The sequence below is a fragment of the Sporosalibacterium faouarense genome (assembly GCF_016765695.1).
GTDB classification, from domain to species: domain Bacteria; phylum Bacillota; class Clostridia; order Tissierellales; family VENL01; genus Sporosalibacterium; species Sporosalibacterium faouarense.
The window spans coordinates 17,882-37,902 of record NZ_JAETGO010000091.1; the positions used below are offsets into that span (position 1 = coordinate 17,882).

Annotated in this window: 16 protein-coding genes and 1 riboswitch; of the genes, 11 read left to right on the top strand and 5 right to left on the bottom strand. The window is 32.2% G+C overall.

Annotation, left to right across the window (positions count from 1 at the left end):
• Window positions 1–259: 259 nt before the first annotated feature.
• The gene (locus JMO20_RS17720; RefSeq protein ID WP_202711053.1) at window positions 260–529 is read left to right on the top strand and encodes a co-chaperone GroES; all 270 of its coding nucleotides are present in this window, start codon (window positions 260–262) and stop codon (window positions 527–529) included.
• 54 nt (window positions 530–583) lie between these two features.
• Window positions 584–2,221: a chaperonin GroEL gene (gene groL, locus JMO20_RS17725; RefSeq protein WP_202711054.1), complete on the top strand. Its 1,638-nt coding sequence runs from the start codon at window positions 584–586 to the stop codon at window positions 2,219–2,221.
• Window positions 2,222–2,348: 127 nt separating this feature from the next.
• On the opposite strand, the gene JMO20_RS17730 is transcribed toward groL, so the two are convergent.
• Both JMO20_RS17730 and JMO20_RS17735 read right to left on the bottom strand, forming a co-directional pair.
• The gene (locus tag JMO20_RS17730; RefSeq protein WP_202711055.1) at window positions 2,349–2,615 is read right to left on the bottom strand and encodes a spore coat protein; all 267 of its coding nucleotides are present in this window, start codon (window positions 2,613–2,615) and stop codon (window positions 2,349–2,351) included.
• 17 nt (window positions 2,616–2,632) lie between these two features.
• Window positions 2,633–2,839: a hypothetical protein gene (locus JMO20_RS17735; RefSeq protein ID WP_202711056.1), complete on the bottom strand. Its 207-nt coding sequence runs from the start codon at window positions 2,837–2,839 to the stop codon at window positions 2,633–2,635.
• Window positions 2,840–3,121: 282 nt separating this feature from the next.
• Between JMO20_RS17735 and larE the strand changes: the two genes are divergently transcribed.
• The 7 genes from larE (at window position 3,122) to guaA (ending at window position 9,917) form a co-directional block, all read left to right on the top strand.
• Window positions 3,122–3,946, top strand: a complete 825-nt coding sequence (larE, locus tag JMO20_RS17740) for an ATP-dependent sacrificial sulfur transferase LarE (RefSeq protein WP_202711057.1) — start codon at window positions 3,122–3,124, stop codon at window positions 3,944–3,946.
• Between the two features lie 28 nt (window positions 3,947–3,974).
• A complete protein-coding gene (larB, locus tag JMO20_RS17745) occupies window positions 3,975–4,739 on the top strand; it encodes a nickel pincer cofactor biosynthesis protein LarB (RefSeq protein WP_202711058.1) in 765 nt (254 codons plus the stop codon).
• Between the two features lie 77 nt (window positions 4,740–4,816).
• Complete coding sequence (locus JMO20_RS17750; RefSeq protein WP_202711059.1) at window positions 4,817–5,173, top strand: hypothetical protein; 357 nt, start codon at window positions 4,817–4,819, stop codon at window positions 5,171–5,173.
• A gap of 11 nt (window positions 5,174–5,184) precedes the next feature.
• Window positions 5,185–6,105 carry a nickel pincer cofactor biosynthesis protein LarC gene (gene larC, locus JMO20_RS17755; protein WP_279380176.1) on the top strand — a complete coding sequence of 307 codons (921 nt, stop codon included), beginning with the start codon at window positions 5,185–5,187 and terminating at the stop codon, window positions 6,103–6,105.
• 23 nt (window positions 6,106–6,128) lie between these two features.
• The gene (gene larC2, locus JMO20_RS20830; RefSeq protein WP_279380177.1) at window positions 6,129–6,521 is read left to right on the top strand and encodes a nickel pincer cofactor biosynthesis protein LarC2; all 393 of its coding nucleotides are present in this window, start codon (window positions 6,129–6,131) and stop codon (window positions 6,519–6,521) included.
• A gap of 149 nt (window positions 6,522–6,670) precedes the next feature.
• Window positions 6,671–6,772, top strand: a riboswitch (purine riboswitch).
• 130 nt (window positions 6,773–6,902) lie between these two features.
• Window positions 6,903–8,357, top strand: a complete 1,455-nt coding sequence (gene guaB, locus JMO20_RS17760) for an IMP dehydrogenase (protein ID WP_202711060.1) — start codon at window positions 6,903–6,905, stop codon at window positions 8,355–8,357.
• 15 nt (window positions 8,358–8,372) lie between these two features.
• Window positions 8,373–9,917: a glutamine-hydrolyzing GMP synthase gene (gene guaA / locus JMO20_RS17765; RefSeq protein WP_202711061.1), complete on the top strand. Its 1,545-nt coding sequence runs from the start codon at window positions 8,373–8,375 to the stop codon at window positions 9,915–9,917.
• A 247-nt stretch (window positions 9,918–10,164) separates the two neighbouring features.
• On the opposite strand, the gene JMO20_RS17770 is transcribed toward guaA, so the two are convergent.
• The 3 genes from JMO20_RS17770 to JMO20_RS17780 all read right to left on the bottom strand — a co-directional run bounded on the left by JMO20_RS17770 (window position 10,165) and on the right by JMO20_RS17780 (window position 13,299).
• Window positions 10,165–11,481 carry a hypothetical protein gene (locus JMO20_RS17770; protein WP_202711062.1) on the bottom strand — a complete coding sequence of 439 codons (1,317 nt, stop codon included), beginning with the start codon at window positions 11,479–11,481 and terminating at the stop codon, window positions 10,165–10,167.
• A 137-nt stretch (window positions 11,482–11,618) separates the two neighbouring features.
• Window positions 11,619–12,968, bottom strand: a complete 1,350-nt coding sequence (locus tag JMO20_RS17775; RefSeq protein WP_202711063.1) for an FtsW/RodA/SpoVE family cell cycle protein — start codon at window positions 12,966–12,968, stop codon at window positions 11,619–11,621.
• Window positions 12,961–13,299 (bottom strand): PadR family transcriptional regulator, encoded by a 339-nt coding sequence (locus tag JMO20_RS17780; protein ID WP_202711064.1) that lies wholly within the window; start codon window positions 13,297–13,299, stop codon window positions 12,961–12,963. Before JMO20_RS17780 ends, JMO20_RS17775 begins: the two co-directional genes overlap by 8 nt.
• A gap of 403 nt (window positions 13,300–13,702) precedes the next feature.
• Between JMO20_RS17780 and JMO20_RS17785 the strand changes: the two genes are divergently transcribed.
• The gene (locus JMO20_RS17785; protein WP_243414859.1) at window positions 13,703–18,094 is read left to right on the top strand and encodes a S8 family serine peptidase; all 4,392 of its coding nucleotides are present in this window, start codon (window positions 13,703–13,705) and stop codon (window positions 18,092–18,094) included.
• A gap of 136 nt (window positions 18,095–18,230) precedes the next feature.
• A partial coding sequence (locus JMO20_RS17790) for an Ig-like domain-containing protein (RefSeq protein WP_202711066.1) occupies window positions 18,231–20,021 on the top strand: 1,791 nt, incomplete at its 3' end.

A 20,021-nucleotide genomic window follows, 5' to 3' on the forward strand; every position in this document is an offset into this window, starting at 1 on the left:
TAGTAGTAAAAGGGGATAAAAGCGGAAAGTTAAGGAATTAAGTGAAAATTCAAGATAGTAGGCAAGAAATGAATAAAAATGGTGATAATAAGCAATAATTGAAGTTAGTAACAAATTTCATATGAAAATGGAATTTGCTTACAGATAGTCTATTATGTAACATAGTAAATGTAGTGTTAGCACTCGGCGGAGTTGAGTGCTAATAAAAATTTAAAAGTTAAACTAAAAATAAACTAAAAATATATAAGGAGGGTACAAAATGACAATTAAACCATTAGGAGACAGAGTTGTTATCAAGAAAGTAGAATTAGAAGAAACTACAAAAAGCGGAATAGTGTTACCTAATTCGGCAAAAGAAGAACCTAAAATAGCTGAAATTGTTGCAGTTGGACCTAAAGTAGAAGAAAAAGGAGAATTAAAAGTTGGAGATAAGGTTATTTTCTCAAAATTCTCTGGTACTGATGTAAAGGCAGATGGAGTAGAATATACAATATTAAAGTCAATAGATATATTAGCTATAGTTGACTAATAAAAAACAATTTAAAATCTTACTGATTAATAATACAAAAAGGAGGATTATATAATGGCTAAAGAAATTAAATTTGGTGAAAGTGCACGTCGTTCAATGGAAAAAGGAATTAATAAGTTAGCTGATACAGTAAAAGTAACATTAGGACCAAAGGGAAGAAATGTTGTTTTAGATAAAAAATTTGGTGCACCATTAATTACAAATGACGGTGTTACAATAGCTAGAGAAATAGAATTAAAAGATGCTTATGAAAATATGGGTGCTCAATTGGTTAAGGAGGTTGCTACAAAAACTAATGATGTTGCTGGAGATGGAACTACTACAGCTACTTTACTAGCTCAAGCAATTATTAGAGAAGGATTAAAAAATGTTGCAGCTGGAGCTAATCCAATGATTCTTAAGAAAGGTATACATAAAGCTGTGGAAACTGCAGTTGAAGAGATAAAAGCAAATTCTAAATCAATAACTGATAAAGAATCAATCGCACAGGTTGCTTCAATTTCAGCAGCAGATGAAGAAATAGGAAAATTAATTGCTGAAGCAATGGATAAAGTAGGAAATGATGGTGTTATCACTGTAGAAGAGTCAAAAACAATGTTAACTGAGCTTGAAGTAGTAGAAGGTATGCAATTTGATAGGGGTTATTTATCAGCATATATGGCTACTGATACAGAAAAAATGGAAGCTATATTAGAAGATCCATATATTCTTATAACTGATAAGAAGATAACAAATATTCAAGATATACTACCTATATTAGAGCAAATCGTTCAACAAGGAAAGCAGCTATTAATTATTGCAGAGGATATTGAAGGTGAAGCTTTAACTACATTAGTATTAAATAAAATCAGAGGAACATTTAACTGCGTTGCAGTAAAAGCTCCTGGTTTCGGAGATAGAAGAAAAGAAATGTTAATAGACTTAGCGACTCTAACTGGAGGAAAAGTTATTTCTGAAGAGTTAGGATATGATATTAAAGAGGCTACAATAGATATGCTTGGTTCAGCTAGCACTATTAAAGTAGATAAAGAAAATACTACTATAGTTGGCGGAGCTGGAGATGAAGCTGCTATTAAAGATAGAGTTAGTCAAATTAGAACTCAAATAGAAGATTCTACTTCAGAATTTGATACTGAAAAGCTTCAAGAAAGATTAGCTAAGCTAGCAGGTGGAGTTGCAGTTATTAAAGTAGGTGCAGCTACTGAAACCGAGCTAAAAGAAAGAAAACTAAGAATAGAAGATGCTTTAGCAGCTACGAGAGCTGCTGTTGAAGAAGGTATAGTATCAGGTGGTGGAACAGTATTATTAAATGCTATTCCAGCAGTTGAAAAACTATTAGACGGCGTTACAGGAGATGTTAAAACTGGTATCAACATAATTAAAAGAGCATTAGAAGAACCAGTAAGACAAATTGCAACAAACGCAGGATTAGAAGGATCAGTTATAGTTGAAAGAGTAAAAGGAAAAGAAAAGGGAATAGGTTTCGATGCATTAACTGAGCAGTACGTTGATATGATTAAAGTAGGAATTGTTGATCCTACTAAGGTTACAAGATCTGCTCTTCAAAATGCTGCTTCAGTGGCTGCAATGGTATTAACTACTGAAAGTGTAGTTGCAGATGAAGAAGAGGAAGATGGAGCTCCAGGCGGAATGCCAGGTGGTATGCCAGGCGGAATGCCAGGAATGATGTAAGAAGAATAAAAAGTAAGTAAAGAGTTTGATATAGTATAGAAAACTTCCCAAGGGTGAGTAAAACCCCTGGGAAGTTTTTTAATAGATATGACATAATAGAGAAGAATTTATTATGAAATTTCCTCAATTAAATAAAATTTGAATATTTTTCTACAATACCTACAACCTCTCTATTATTAGCCAAGTGAACTTTATTCCAGCCTTTCCTTTCGGATAAATCAAACAGGGAATACTGAATATTGTGAGCTTTTAACAGACATCCAGATAAAACCTCTCTAAGAACGGGGCAAGAAGAATCAATTACTCCATTATTATATGAAGAAGTTAGATGTTCCTCTGATGCCATAAGGTCTAATACAAGTTCCTTTTCAGTTAATGTCTTACCTGAAAACATATAAGTCCTCCCTTAAATTATGACTTTAAGTAAGTTAACAAGCTTTCATAATTATGTTTATGATCTTTACTTGCTTGTAAAAAAATACTCTTAATTTCTGCATCATATACTTTTTCCGCTGCATTTAAGTACTTTTTGAATAGAATGGCCTCTTGATCTAGTTGTTCTTCCATTATAGCTAGCATTTTTGTATCTAAGCTCTTTTTTTCCTGTAAGTTATCCATGATCTTACCTCCATTATTTAAAAATCAATATAGTCAATATTGTTCACCTTGATATCTTTTTTTAAATATTGGCAATGAAATTATTTTAAAAGCCATTAAATTTAGATATCTGCTATAAACTTAGTATGTTACTATAATAAATATATATAGCATGTAAATAATGAAACTGTAAACAATAATATAGCTATAATGAGCAAAAATTCCTATCAACTACAAAAATGTTAACAGAGCATTTTTGTGCTATAATATACTTACATTTGAGTTTTGGAGGAGTGTAAATTAATGGATTTAAATGAAAAATATTTAAAATTAAAAAAAATAATAAGAGAATTAGATAGTGTAGCCGTTGCTTTCTCAGGTGGAGTGGATAGCACTCTATTAATAGAGGTATGTAAAGAAGTTTTAAGAGAAAAAGCTATTGCTATTACCGCAATAGCACCTATGCATCCATCTAGAGAGATTGAAGAAGCAAAAGAATTAGCTCAGTCTATTGGAATTACTCATAAAATAATAGAATTTGATGAAGACAGTATCAAGGATATTGAAGATAATCCTCCAGAAAGATGCTATATTTGTAAGCATATGATATTCACTAAAATTAAAGAAGTAGCAAAAAAATATGAGATTCTAAATGTACTGGATGGTTCAAATGTAGATGATTTAGGAGATTATAGACCAGGTCTTAAAGCAATAGATGAATTGAATGTGATAAGTCCTTTAAAAGAAGCAGGATTAACAAAACAGGATATAAGAGATTTATCTAAGGAATTGGGACTCTCAACATGGGATAAGCCTGCCCTTGCATGTTTGGTTACAAGAATTCCTTATGGTGAGAAAATAACTGATAAAAAGCTTAGACTTGTGGAAAAGGCAGAAGAGTATTTATTAGAAAAAGGATTCAAACAATTTAGAGTTAGGTATCATGGAGATATAGCTAGAATAGAAATTGCACCAGAGGAAAGGATCAATTTTTTCGATGAGGAATTGATGGATGAGGTTTCATATATATTTAAAGAGATTGGCTTTACATATGTAACAATGGAGTTAAGCGGATATAAAACTGGTAGCATGAATAGTCCAATATTAAATAACGAAATAAATTCATAAAAAAACCTTATAGTTGGGGGGGAGAATTTTGAAAGAAAAAGACATTCAAAGGATACTAGAAGATGTAAAGAATGGAAATATTAATGTTGAAAATGCCATGGGTAAATTAAAGGATTTGCCTTTTGAAGATCTAGGCTATGCAAAGATTGATCATCATAGAGGAATTAGAAATGGATATCCTGAAGTAATTTACTGTGAAGGTAAGGCTATAGAACATATTCAAGGAATAGTGGAAAAAATGTTATTGAGAAATAACAACATACTTGCAACTAGGGCTGATAGAAAGGTATACGAGGCAATTAAAGAAGTATGTGATGACGTAAAATATTATGAGATAGCAAGAATTGTTGTAGTAAAAAAGCAAGAACCTGAAAAAACTAAGAACAAAATATTAGTTGCCACGGGAGGAACTTCAGATATGGCTGTAGCCGAAGAAGCAGCAATTACAGCTGAAATGTTAGGAAATACTGTAGAAAGACTTTACGATGTAGGAGTAGCAGGAATACATAGACTTTTATCCCACAAAAGTAAGCTTGATGAGGCGAGTGTTATTATAGTAGCTGCAGGAATGGAAGGTGCATTGGCAAGTGTTGTGGGTGGATTAGTGGATAAGCCTGTCATAGCAGTTCCTACAAGTGTGGGGTATGGAGCAAATTTTGGCGGTCTAGCTGCACTGTTGGCAATGCTTAATAGCTGCGCTAGTGGTGTTGGAGTAGTGAATATAGATAATGGATTTGGAGCAGGGTATTTAGCAAGTACAATAAATAGACAGATTGAAAAAGCAAGTTTATAGGTAAAATTATAATAAATAAGATTAGAGTAACATAAGAAAAATGTAAAAATAAGCTTTATGAATTTGGGGGATTTAAAATGAATAAATTTGTACTGTTTTGTTATGGTATTCTTACTATTATTAAACTTTTTACTGCAAAAGTATTATTAGTTGGAGACTCTTTATCACAACTTGTAATAAAAATATATCCGACAACTAGCAATACCTTTGAAGTATTAGGAGGAGAAACCATTGCAAACATTGAGAAGTATAAAGATACATGGTATTATAAAGGCAATTATATAACCTTGTTATCGGATGAATATAGGTTTTTAGGAGAATCTATTTATTTAAAATCAATGAGTGTATGGTGGGTATTAACCTTGATTCTCCTAATATTTTATTTACATAAGCTTTTGACTAAAAAAGGACTATCCTTAAAACCAAGAATGTAGGAGGAGAAAAGATGAAAAAAACGATTTTGTATTTTGATTGCTTATCAGGTATTAGTGGAGATATGACCATTGCTTCATTACTTGACCTTGGAGTAGACAAAGATAAATTTTTGGAAGAATTAAAGAAAATAAATGTTGATGGCTATAGAATAGAGATTAAAAAGGCACAAAAGAACGGTATAACAGGAACAGATTTTAATGTAATCCTGGAAAGTGAGGAAGGACATAATCATAATCATGATCACAAACATTCTCATCATGGTCATTCTCATGACTCTAATCATTCTCATGAACATGAAAATGACCATAGTCATGATCATTCCCATGAACATCAGCATGAGCATACTCACAGTCACGATAATAATAACGAACATTCCCATAGTCATAGCCATGGTCATGATCATGTACATAGAAATTTACATGATATAGAACACATCATTGATGATAGTGAATTAAATAAGAATGTTAAAGAATTAAGTAAGAAAATATTCAAATACGTCGCTACTGCCGAGGCTAAAATACATAATAAACCAATAGATGAAGTTCACTTTCATGAAGTTGGAGCTGTTGACTCTATTGTTGATATCATTGGAGCTGCAATTTGTATTGATATGCTTAATGTTGATGAGATTTATGCATCTCCATTACATATAGGAACAGGATTTGTTAATTGTGCCCACGGTAGAATACCAGTGCCAGCACCAGCTACATTAGACATATTAAAGGGGGTACCAGTATATTCCACAGGTATAAGGAGTGAACTTGTAACACCTACTGGTGCAGCTATAATAAAAGCCTTAGCAAAAGAATTTATCCAGACTCCACAGATGACTATTGATAAAATAGGTTATGGATTAGGAAAGAAGGATTTAGAAATTACGAATGTTCTTAGAGTAAATTTGGGTAAAAAAAAAGTAATGAGAGCCTATTAATTCTTGAAACTAATATAGATGATATGAATCCAGAGGTATATTCTTATGTTATACCTAAGCTGTTTGAAGAAGGTGCTTTGGATGTGTACCTTACTAATATTATTATGAAAAAAAATAGGCCGGGAATTAAAATAAGTATTCTCTGTGAAGATAATGATACAGAAAGCTTTGAGAATATATTATTCGCAGAAACTTCGACATTAGGAATAAGAAAATATAAGGTTGATAGAGAGAAGCTTGAAAGACAGTTTATTAAGGTGAAGACTAAATATGGTATTATTACCGTAAAACAAGCAATTAGAAATGGCAAAGTTTTAAAATCTGCTCCTGAGTATGAAGATTGTAAAAAAATAGCTGAAGAAAACAATATACCGATTAATAAAGTATATACGGAGGTAGCTAAATCGTTTAATTAGAGACAATTATAATTTGCTACTTTAAATGCTTTTAATTTTGTTTAAAACTTCGATATTAATTTTCTTTTAAAATGGAGCAAAACAATTTTTTATAATAAATAATCGTAATATATGTTGACATTTCTATGAACTTTTGTTAGTCTATAAAAAATTAAAATGATGAAGTTACTCATATATCCTCCAGAATATGGCTGGAGAGTCTCTACCAGACGACCATAAATTGTCTGACTATGAGTGGGATTTTTTATTGGCTTTATTAGTGTGTTTTTGATTTAAATTGCGATATTTATACACACAGATTCCACTCTAGGAATCTGTGTGTTTTTATTTATAAGTTTATATTCAGTTATTAATTCTATTATTATGCGAGGAGGCTATAAAATGGAAAAATTTCTTGGAGAAGGTCTAACTTTTGATGATGTATTATTAGTTCCAGCTAAGTCGGAAGTACTTCCTAAAAATGTTAGTATCAAAACTAATTTAACAAAAAAAATACAGCTTAATACACCAATAATGAGTGCAGGAATGGATACAGTTACTGAAGCTAAGATGGCAATTGCTATGGCTAGAGAAGGTGGAATTGGAATTATTCATAAAAATATGTCAATTGAAGCTCAGGCCATGGAAGTAGATAAGGTTAAGAGATCCGAACACGGTGTTATAACAGATCCATTCTTTTTATCACCTGAACATATTGTTTCAGATGCTTTAGAGCTTATGGAAAGATATCATATATCTGGGGTACCAATAACTAATGATAATAAGAAGCTTGTTGGGATAATTACAAATCGAGATATAAGGTTTGAAACGGATACTAGTAAGAAGATTAATGATGTAATGACTAAGAATAATCTTATAACTGCTAGCCATGATATATCTATGGATGAAGCATTGGTTATTATGAAAGAACATAAAATAGAGAAGTTACCATTAACTGATGAAGAAGGAACGCTAATAGGATTAATAACTATTAAAGATATTGAAAAAGCTATTAAACATCCTAATTCTGCAAAGGATTCTAATGGAAGGTTAATAGTAGGAGCAGCTGTTGGAGTGACAGGAGATGTGTTAGAGAGAGTTCATGCTTTGGTCAATGCTAAAGTGGATATTATAGTTATAGATACAGCACATGGACATTCTAAGGGAGTTATTGAAACTGTAAAAGAAATTAAGACAAAATTCCCAGGGATTGAAATTATTGCAGGGAATGTGGCAACCGCAGATGCAACTATAGATTTAATAGAGGCAGGAGCAGATGCAGTTAAAGTAGGTATAGGACCAGGATCTATTTGTACCACTAGAGTTGTTGCAGGTGTAGGAGTACCTCAAATAACTGCAGTAAACAATTGCGCTAATGCAGCAGAAAAATACGGAATACCAGTTATTGCAGATGGCGGTATTAAATACTCTGGAGATGTTGTAAAGGCAATAGCTGCAGGAGCTAAGGTAGTTATGCTAGGATCTCTATTTGCAGGCACAGAAGAAAGTCCTGGGGAGCTAGAATTATATCAAGGAAGAAGATTTAAGGTATATAGAGGAATGGGATCCATGTCAGCGATGGCAGCAGGAAGTAAGGACAGATATTTCCAAGAAGATAGCAAAAAATTTGTACCAGAAGGAGTAGAGGGTAGAGTCGCATACAGAGGACCATTAAAGGATACGATTTATCAATTAGTTGGAGGCTTAAAGTCTGGAATGGGCTATTGTGGAGCTGCTACAATTGAAGATTTAAGAAAAAATGGACAATTTATGAGAATAACAAGTGCGGGACTTATAGAAAGTCATCCCCATGATATTCATATAACTAAGGAAGCACCAAACTACAGCAGAGACTAAATTTGGAGGTAGAATATGAAGAATAATATGATTTTAATACTAGATTTCGGTGGACAATATAGTCAATTAATAGCAAGAAGAGTTAGGGAAGCAAATATATATTGTGAAATAGTACCCCATGATTGCTCAATAGAAAGAATTAAAGATAAAAATCCTAAAGGGATAATATTTTCAGGGGGACCTTCTAGTGTATATGTAGAAAATGCACCTCAATGTGAAAAAGAAATATTTGAACTTGATATTCCTATATTGGGAATCTGCTATGGTGGTCAATTGATGGCTCAAAATTATGGTGGAAAAGTAAATAGAGCAAAGGCTAGAGAATATGGTAAGGTTGAATTACAGATAGCTGACAAAGAAGGGATATTTAAAGATATAAATAATGATATCCTTTGTTGGATGAGTCACACAGATTTCATAGAAACACCTCCAGAGGGTTTTAAGGTAACTGCTACCACAGAGTCATGTCCAGTTGCAGCCATGAAAAATCAAGATAAGAAACTTTATGCTGTGCAATTCCACCCTGAAGTTGAACATACTGAAATGGGTAAAGATATGATTAACAACTTTGTACGTGAAGTATGCGATATTATACCTAGCTGGGATATGGGAGATTTTGCAGAAGAAACTATTAAAAAGATACAATCGGAAATAGGCGAAAAGAAAGCCCTATGTGCTCTATCAGGAGGAGTAGATTCATCTGTAGCAGCAGTTATGGTTCATAAAGCCATAGGGAAAAATTTAGTTTGTGTTTTCGTGGACCATGGCTTGCTTAGAAAAGATGAAGGTGATCAGGTAGAAGAAGTCTTTAAAGAAAAATTTGATATGAATTTAATTAGAGTTGATGCTAAAGATAGATTCTTAGGAAAGCTTAAAGGCGTAACTGATCCAGAGGCGAAGAGAAAGATAATTGGTGAAGAATTTATTAGAGTATTTGAGGAAGAAAAGGCTAAATTGAAGGCTAAATTTGGAGATGTTGATTATTTAATACAGGGAACTATATATCCAGATGTAATAGAAAGTGGAACAGATAAAGCATCAGTTATTAAAAGTCATCACAATGTTGGTGGATTGCCAGAAGATGTTGATTTCGAACTTATAGAACCACTACGTCAGCTTTTCAAAGATGAGGTTAGAGAAGTTGGTAGAAAACTAAATATTCCAGCTGAAATTGTCGATAGACAACCTTTCCCAGGACCAGGATTAGCTATAAGGGTTTTAGGAGAAATAACTGAGGAAAAATTAGAAATAGTAAGGGAAGCAGATTGGATATTTAGAGAGGAAATCAGAAAAGCTGGATTACAAAATGAAATCTGGCAATATTTCGCTGCCTTACCTAATATAAGAAGTGTTGGGGTTATGGGAGATGAAAGAACTTATACCCATACTATTGCTTTAAGAGCAGTAACTAGCTCTGATGGAATGACTTCTGATTGGGCTAGAATACCATTTGATGTACTTGAAAAAATTTCAACTAAAATAGTTAATAATGTTGATGGAGTAAATAGAGTAGTTTATGACATTACTTCCAAGCCACCTGCAACTATTGAGTGGGAATAGATATAGAAGTATTATAAATGCTTAACTTTAGAGGGTTATTAGTATTTTGAATATAGGAAAAGATGGATATGATCTTATGGGATCATATCCATCTTTTATTCTTAGCAGAGTATTAAATAAAGCCATAACTAATCAAAATTGACTAATTATGGCTTTACACGTTTACACTCATAGTATGAAAAAATTTAAATTATCTTAATAGAACTTATAAGTACTGAGTCGTTATAAGTATATATAAGATTATTCTTTAAAAGTCAAAATTAGAATCAGTGTTATACACTTCTTCTTGGGTATTCATCATCTCTTGCTCTATTTTAAACATATCCATATAATTAACAGAATTTTCTTCTGTTAATTCAGGTATTTCAATATTAATCTCTTCGTTAATATTGTATATATCTTGGTTAAATTCTAATTTAATATCGATAATCATATTTTCTACCGAAGAAGGAGTGTCTTTAGTCTGAGGTGTATCCTGAGGAAAGCCTGGCTCCCTCTTAGTATTATACTGTTGGATGTTAATATTATTAAAGTCATTTTGATTAATACTAAAGTGTATCTTTCCATTTGTGTTTAAGATATTACCTTTTTTATCTAATTTAAAATCAATGAGTAATCCTTCTTCACCAAGAATATTGAAATTATCTATCGTATCAAAGAAAGTATCGATATCATTCAATACCTCTTCTCTGGAATCCTCTGAAAAAACTTCCAGCATTTCATTTAGCGATTGAGTCATCTCTTCTTTTTCCACTTCATTTTCAGTATTCATATCTTCTGTAAATTTAGTAATGATACTAAAGTATTCTCTTACTAAATCTTCCGTTGAATCACTTTCTATTAACCTGTGTGTAGCATATCTTAAAAACTCTTTAAAAGTTTCATCATCAAGTTTCAACTGATAAACCATTGCAGTTTTTCCATCTATTGTCTCTTTGCCCTTATATGAAATTATATTCTTTTTAAAGTTGAAATCTTTAGCATATTCCTTAAAAAAAGCTTCTGCTATTAATTGAAATTCTTTACTTAATTCAGTGGTTTCTTTTAGAATCTCACTATTTATTGCTACTTCTTCTTGACCCATATTTTGATATATATCTGAAAGATCAAGTACCATATATTCCTTATTTCTATATGACTCTGGCATGGACATCATCATTAGAGGGGGAAGTTGAAAAATCTCTTTCATAGATAATTCATCTCCTGATAGATCACTATCAACCCACAAGTTCATATCCATAACTATACCGGCAAAATTCATTCCTATATTTGTCTGAGACTTAACTTTAGTCTGCTCCTCATTACTTTCCATTTGTTGATGTAATGTAATATCTGAATTGTTAATCATATATAAAAGCTCTTGAATTTCCATTTGTTTTTCTTCAGATAAACCTGTTACATTAACATTTACTTTTATACTTGTATCACTTTCATAGGATGTCATATTATTTTGCTTGATGAGTGCATTAAACACTTTCATTTCACTAGCATTACACCCTATCAATAACATTGATATTACTGTAAAAACCATTACTACTTTGATTAGTTTAAACCTTTTTGTCATGTTTTAGCCCCCCTTGTTATATTATGTAAAAACATAATTCAATTATATACTGAGATTAGATTATAATCAATAGGCTATTGGTCTGTTGATTATAATCATTTTATCAATATAAAGTCTAATTCTTTACACTATATATATTATTCATATAGATTATTACTTAGTACCAAATCTTTTCTACGATATATCCCTAGCATTAATCCCACTAGAGCCATACTTACGATAAAATTGGTGCCACCATATGAAATAATAGGTAATGATATGCCAATAATAGGGAAGAGACCAAGGTTCATAAGAATATTGGATATTATTTGTAATGTGAATAATGTCACAATAGAGCTAGAAATGTACTTACCATATATTGTATTGATTTTTCCTATTGTAAGTGTCATACGTAAAATAGTTAACATTATAATTAGAATCAACCCAATGCCTGCAATCCATCCAAAGGCAGACACTATATAAGTGAAAATAAACTCAGAATTTGATAAAGGAAGTGTCAAGCCAAATCCAGAATTTTCAGTAGCAAAATGTAATCCTGCTCCTTCACCTAATAATTTGGCTCCAGATAGAAGTTTCTTGATAGTTAGATATAAATAACCTGATCCATTGGGGTCTGAACTTGGCTGAAAGAAACTAAGTATTCTTTGATATCTATAGGAGTAACTAATAAAGGTAAAGACTAATGCAATCAATCCTCCACCAATATTAATGCCATATATAAGCAAGAGTGATTTAACTCTATTTCCTTGAAAATTTTTATTCATAATGCTAACTGTGAACATAACTAAAAATCCAGTCCCTAGTAATATGGGATTTGCCAATGATGAATTAGTAAGGCACATAAATATACTTACAATTGATAATCCTATCAGCTTTAGCATATTTTTTAGATTTTCATTTCCCCATTTAATCAATAATCCAGAAAAGGATATTAGCAATATTGGAATAGATATAGTTATTGGATTGATTATAAAAGAACCAATAGTAATATATGGATTACCATTTATAGTTGGAAACCAATTAGATAAAAACAGAAAGATATTAGTAATAATAAAAAGGTGTAAAGAATATTTCTCAAGTTTAGTATAGTCAAAGAAATAAAATATTGCCCCTCCAATGATTCCAATTAATAAGTATGTGAAATAATGACTAATGGATATATTAGTCGAGGACTGATAAGCAATATCTTTTGATAAGAAATATAGAACTCCTCCACTTATTGCGGACATTAATCCAATCAACAAGACGATAGACCATTCTATTTTAGGTTTATGGGTTTTATTAAGTTCTTTTCCTATGTCATCTGGACTTCCCATTTGTTTAATTGCTTTTTTTTCTGCTTCGGAATCTGACATACCATTATTCATATACTCAGCTTTAATTTCATCTATATGTCCTAGAAGCTCAGTCTTTATGTCATTATGTATTTTTTTATATTTAATTTGATTGCATACCTTTTTTAAGAAATCTGAAGTATGATTAATCAATACACTCACCTCCTAGAACCTTTTTTACGGCACTACTATAAGTGTTCCATTCTTTTTGTTTTTCTACCAGAAACTCTTTCCCATTTTCTGTAATAGTATAATATTTTCTTTTTCTAGCTGAATCAGTTTTTTCCCAATATGAATTAATTAATCCTTTACTATCAAGGGAATGCAAGATTGGATAGAGGGTACCTTCCTTTAAAGAAAAAGTATCATCAGACCTCTCTTTTAATTCTTTAATCATTTGATATCCGTACATGTCTTCATTGATTAATAGACTAAGGACTAGCATTGTCGTACTACCTTTTATAAGCTCCTTATTAATCTTCAATGTAACACCTCCTAAATATATGCATCGTATATCTATATATTAATTTGAGGTTCTAATTTTGTCAAGTATTAAATTTATAATCAAAGATAGCTTTAAATACTAATCTATTAAGTAAGGTTTTTTAATTTTTTGATTTGTAGTAATTTTTTAGACAAGTCCTACATATTAATAGATTATAGAAAAATAAAGATTTACATAACAGAACTCTTCTCTAAAAAAAGAGTTATATCAGGCAATAATTAGTAATATTATAATAATTTTACTGGCAAAGGATTCCAAGGTAATTCTATATATTTTAAGGAACCAAAATGATTATTTATTTGAAAGGAGGTGACCTTAGGGGAAAGTATAGAGCCTGGGCCTTTAATATTTTTTATAAAAAGGAGGAGAGTGTAAATTGAAAATGAGAAAATTAATGTCTTGTTTCCTTGTTTTAGTGTTGATGTTTGGAACAATATCAACAGTAATGGCTACACCAGACAAGGAAGTACTAGGAACTAAGACCACTAAGGAAGTTAAAAAACCAACCGGAGAAAAGCTTTCTTTAGATTCAAGGGTAAATAGTCTAAAGGAAAATGATCAACTTAGAATTATTGTAGAGTTAAAAGAAGAGCCAGTTATTCAATATGCTACCGAAGAGGGAGTAAAAGTAAATCAATTAAGCTCCAGTAAAGTGGAAAGTATTACGAAGAATCTTATCCAAGCCCAAAAAGAGCTTAAAAATCAAATCAAAAGTGAAAGCATAAATATAGAGTATCACAATCAGTTTGTTAATGTAGTAAATGGATTTAGTGCCACTACTACATATTCTGAAGCTAAAAGAATTGAAAAATTACCTAATGTTAAGAGCGTAACAGTAGCAAATGAATATGATAGACCTGAACCTGATATGTCCAGTAGTAAGGAAATAGTCAAAGCAGTAAAGGCTTGGCAAGAATCTGGATATACTGGAGCAGGAATGGTGGTAGCAATACTAGACACTGGTATTGATTATAATCATAGAGATATGGTACTGTCTAACTTAAATCGTGCTACACTAAATAAGCAGGTTGTAGAATCATTAATCAGTACAGAAGGATTGCCAGGAAAATGGTACACTGACAAGGTGCCTTATGGATACAACTATATGGATAATAACGACACTATTTTAGATCTTGGACCAGATGCTTCTATGCACGGTATGCATGTTGCTGGAACAGTTGGTGCCAATGGCGATGAAGATAATGGTGGAATTAAGGGAGTTGCTCCAGAGGTACAATTACTTGCAATGAAGGTATTTGGTAATGATCCAGGTATGCCATCAACCTTTGGTGACGTTATAATTAAAGCAATAGATGACTCTATAGTCATTGGTGCAGATGTTATAAATATGAGTTTAGGGTCAACTAGTGGATTTGTTTTACCTAATGATCCAGAACAAATGGCAGTAACAAGAGCCGTTGAAAATGGTGTTTTCTGCGCTATATCAGCAGGTAACTCTAATCATATTGGAGATGGATGGGATAATCCATTAATTAAAAATCCTGATATAGGTGTTGTTGGTACGCCAGGAAGTACTTCAGAATCATTACAGGTAGCTTCTATTGAAAATACAAATGTGATAGCTAAGGCCTTTGAGTATGGTGATGACGAGCTAGCTGGATATACTTTATCTGGTCCTAATCCTGTAGGGTTATTAAGAGGGCCACAGGAGTACGTATATTGCGGACTAGGTGGAACTGCTGAAGACTTTGAAGGAATTGACTTAGAAGGTAAAGTAGCACTAATAAAGAGAGGCGAATATGCATTCACAGAAAAAATTATGAATGCACAGAATAGAGGAGCAGTTGCAGTTATCGTATTTAATCAGACTTTAGAGGAAAGACCTGATGGTGGTGGAGAAGAGCTTATAAACATGCAATATCCAGAAGATGGAAATATACCTGCAATGTTTATTGCTAACTCTGATGGTGAAATATTACTACAATTAATCCCAAGTGGAGAAAATACAGTTGAATTTAATGGAGAGAGTAAAACAGTATTAAATCCAAATAAAGGGAAAATGTCAACATTCACATCATGGGGAACTCCAGCAAATTTAGATTTTAAACCTGAAATTACAGCTCCAGGAGGACAAATCTATTCTACACTAAACAATGATGAATATGGAATTATGAGTGGGACGTCTATGGCAGCTCCTCATGTTGCCGGTGGTGCAGCCCTTGTATTACAAATGGTAGAGGATAAATTTCCTAGTTTAGTACATGAGGATAAAGTAAATATGGCCAAAAATATTCTTATGAGTACTGCAGAACCATTAGGAGATCATGGTGCCAATAATGAATATTTTGGATTAAGTGAATATAATTATACTTCACCTAGAAGACAAGGTGCAGGAGTTATGAACTTATATGCTGCTACATTTACTCCAGCATATGTTGTTGATAAATCAACAGATTTAAGTAAGGTAAATCTTAAAGAAATAGATGATGATACAGAATTTACTCTTACCGTAAAAAACTTTAGTAATGAGACAGTTTCATATGCAGTATATGGTACTGTTGGAACCGATTTAAGAAGTGGAGACTATAACTTATTAGAGACATCAGGAATATATGATGTTAGTACTCTTGCAGAAGATGGTCCAAATGGGTTCTATTCTGGAGAATTCCCAATTTCATTTAGATTAGATGATGGAACAGTTGTAGATAATGTATATGATTATGTTGAAGTGCCTGCTGGACAATCAGTAGACTTTGATGTGGAAATAGATTTATCTAATGCAGTAGATTGGAACTATAATTATCCATTATCTATGATATATCCTAATGGAACTTTTGTTGAAGGTTTCGTAAGATTAGTTGATATGAATGATGGATCTAATCCTGAGCTAAGCATACCTTATTTAGGATTCTATGGTGAATGGGATGAAGTACCAATTATAGATACTTCAATCTATGAAAATGATATATCATTCTATGAGATTACTTGTATGGTTGATGGAGAGGGTTACTTCTTAGGACAGAAACTAGATGGAACCTATGATGAGAGTAAGATAGCTATTTCACCAGATGGTGATGGATGGTTTGATAGTGCTAACTCGGTACTTTCATTCTTGAGAAATGCTAAAGAAGTAGAAGTGAGAATTTTAGATGAAGAAGGAAATCCTTTAAGGACAGTTTATAAAGAAAATGATGTTAGAAAGAATTACTATGATGGTGGAAATGGAACAACATATAATTATAAGCCTCAGTATCTATGGGATGCTAAAGTAAATAATAAAGTTGTAGAAGATGGTCAGTATTACTATGAAGTACTAACAAAAGCAGATTATCCTAATGCTGAATGGCAATCAGTAGAATTTCCAATTATCGTAGATACTGTAGACCCTGTGATAGATACTGTAGACTATACAAATGGAGCAGATACATTGGCAGTAACAGCTTCAGATGAGGGTGCAGGCATTAGCGCATTCTATCTAGTTGAGGGTAGTGAGATTGTATTAGAGTCAGAAGATGGAATCTTTGACCTTGGTGGACTTGAAGCAAGACCATATGCATTTACACTTGTAACTGAAGACTATGCAGGAAACCAAACTGTATATCCTCAGCCTATTATAGTTGGAGATTCAACTATTCCATATATAATGGCTGATAGTCCTGAAGCCTTTGGAATCTATACAGTAAGTGACATACTTATCAAAGGATCAATCGTTGATGCAACTGCAATAAATGAGTTTGAAATCAACGGACAAAGCATACCTGTTACTTATAATCCAGCAACAGGAAACTTTGATTTTGAAACTACTTTAAGCTTTGAAGATGGAATGCATAAGATTGATTTCACAGCTGTAGACGTAGTTAATAATGAAATTAATTTTGAGCGTAAAATATTTGTTGATACAAATGCTCCAGTTATAGATATGACGCAAGAACCTACAGAAACTGTAGTAGAGAGTAATGTTGAATCAATAACATTAGGAGCTAATATCACTGATAATTTACCAGATCTTAAGGTAAGTGTTAATGGCAGTATGATAACTAATATCTCTGAAGATTGGTCATATTTTGATGCATTGGATCCTGCTAGCTATGAGCTAAATGAAGAGGTAGCATTAGAGTATGGTGAAAATATCATAACTATTGAAGCGGAAGATGGAGCAGGCAATGTAACAGTTAAAGAGTTTAGTGTATTTAGAAAAGAAGTAGATGGTGAGGCACCAATTGAAATTACCAGTATTGACTTAGATAGAACTGAGTATGTAAGCAGTGATAGACCAGTAGTTATAACTGCAACAGCTAACCAAGAGGTTAATTGGACAGTAAATATAGTTGATCCAAATGGTTCGGTTGTTGATACATTTACAGCTATAGGAGCTAATTTCAGTGAAAGCTGGGCACCTGATCAGTTTAAAAAGCTTAATGGAGAATATACAGTAGAGGTAAGTGCAACTAAGGATGAGTTTACCGTTAAAGATGAAGAAACCTTTAATGTATATAACTATCCAGTTAAGATTAATGAAATTAATGTTATAAACCAAGGTGGATATATAGCAGTAGAAGCAGCTATGGAAAATCTTGGCCCAGACGATGCAAGTCCAATGCTAGTTATCCAAGTTACTGATGAATGGGGATACGTTGTGAACATTTCTACAGCTAAAATGGCTGGATTAAGAGATGGTCAAATAATTAACTTAAGTTCAGGATTTGGTTTAAGCAAGTCTGGACAATATAACGTAGATGTATATGTATGGAATGGATGGGAAGATACTAAATCACTATCTAGTCCTGATTCAACTACATTTGTAATTGAATAGTTAATTTAAAGTTAAGTTAAAGAGGGGATTTCCCCTTTTTAACTTAATGATATATGGACAAGATGAATGAATAATTTAGTGTCACATCTTAAAAGATAAAAATTGGGTTTTAACTATGAGTACAGGAGGGGATAAATTGAAAGGAAGGGTTATCTCTACTATATTAATTTTTTGCTTATTGATAGGGTTATCTACACCAACCTTTGGTCAGTCAAATTCATTTAATATGAATGCAACAATAGATAAAGCCAGTTATAGCCAAGGAGACAATCTTATTGTTACTGGTAATGTTACTAAAGATGATGTAGCTTATTCAAATACAGATGTAACTATAGTAGTTGAAGGAAAATCTAATAATATTAAGCTATTTACTTATCAGACGCAGACGGATGAAAATGGTGATTATTCAAAGTCATTTACTCTAAATAATGATGTAGAACTAGGAGACTATGTAGTGACAGTGAACTCAGTGGGAATAAGTAAAACATTAGACTTTACAGTGAGTGAAAGCAATAAAGAGACATCACTAAGCTTAAATCAAACAAGATATTATCCAGAAGAAATTGTAAAAATAAATGGTTTTGTTTATCTAGAAGGCGAAATTCAGAGCTATACTGATGTTATAGTGAAGATACTTTACAATGGTACTAAAGTATTTACGGATCAAACCCAAACTGATAGCAATGGCCAATATAAATCTCAGTATAATCTAAAGACTAATCAAGAAAAAGGCACTTATACTGTAGAGATTAATGCAGTTGGGCAAACAATTTCTGAAGACTTTGAAGTTCTTGAAAAAGAAATGCCTGTATTGCAAAGTATAACTATTGACTCTACTGATATTCAACTAGAAGTCGGAGAGCAAAGTCAGTTATCGGTTAAAGGTATAATGAACGATGGATCATCAGTACCTTCTACTGAACTAGAAGGTGTAACATGGAATTCATCTAATGAAGGGATTGTGGATATTAATTCATCAGGACTAATGGAAGGAATATCTGCCGGTACAGCTACTATAACTGCTCAAAAGGGTAATTTATCAGACTCAATATCCGTAACAGTTATAGAGGAGTCAGAGCCAACAACTGAATATTCTTTAGAGGCCAGTATACCACAGACTAATTATAATCCAGAAGATCAAGTGATTATTTCTGGTAAGATATCCAATAATAATGCTGGTTACTCTAATGCTGATGTTATAGTGAAGGTAAAGAATACAGATACACATACACAAGTATTTACTAAACAGTTAAAAACAAATTCACAAGGATTATTTTCAACAATATATAATATTAGTAGAGATGTTAAGCTAGGAAATTATAATATTGAAATAACATCTGTTAATATCACTAAGAATATTAGCTTTAGGGTTAGTGAGGCATTACAAACATCTAATATGACAACAGATAAGGACATATATTATCAAGGTGATATGGTTAATATTTCTGGAATAGCATATAAGCAAGGTATTCCTCAATCAGATATATCAGTTACAATTAAAGTTTTATGCAACGATGAGAAAATGGCAGCATATGATTTGATAACTGATAGTGAAGGTAGATTTAGTGATACTTATAATCTATCTGATAATCAACAACCTGGTAACTACAAAATTGAAGCTAACTTGTTAAATAAAACTCTAGTTGAAGATTTCAAAGTTAAGCTTGTAAAACCAGAAATCACTTTTGTTAATGTAGTAAACGGGTCAATATATAAAGAAATTTCACCAGATGTGGCTATTAATAAGGGTGAGATTGTAGATGTTGAATTACTAAAAGATGGTAGTGAAATTATAGGATATAGCCTAGGTGATACATTGAATGAGGATGGAAATTATGAGCTCAGTGTAGTGGCTGAAGCCCTATATGAAAATAGGAATGAAGCAAGCATAGAGTTTAGAATAGACGCAACCGGTCCAAGTATTGAA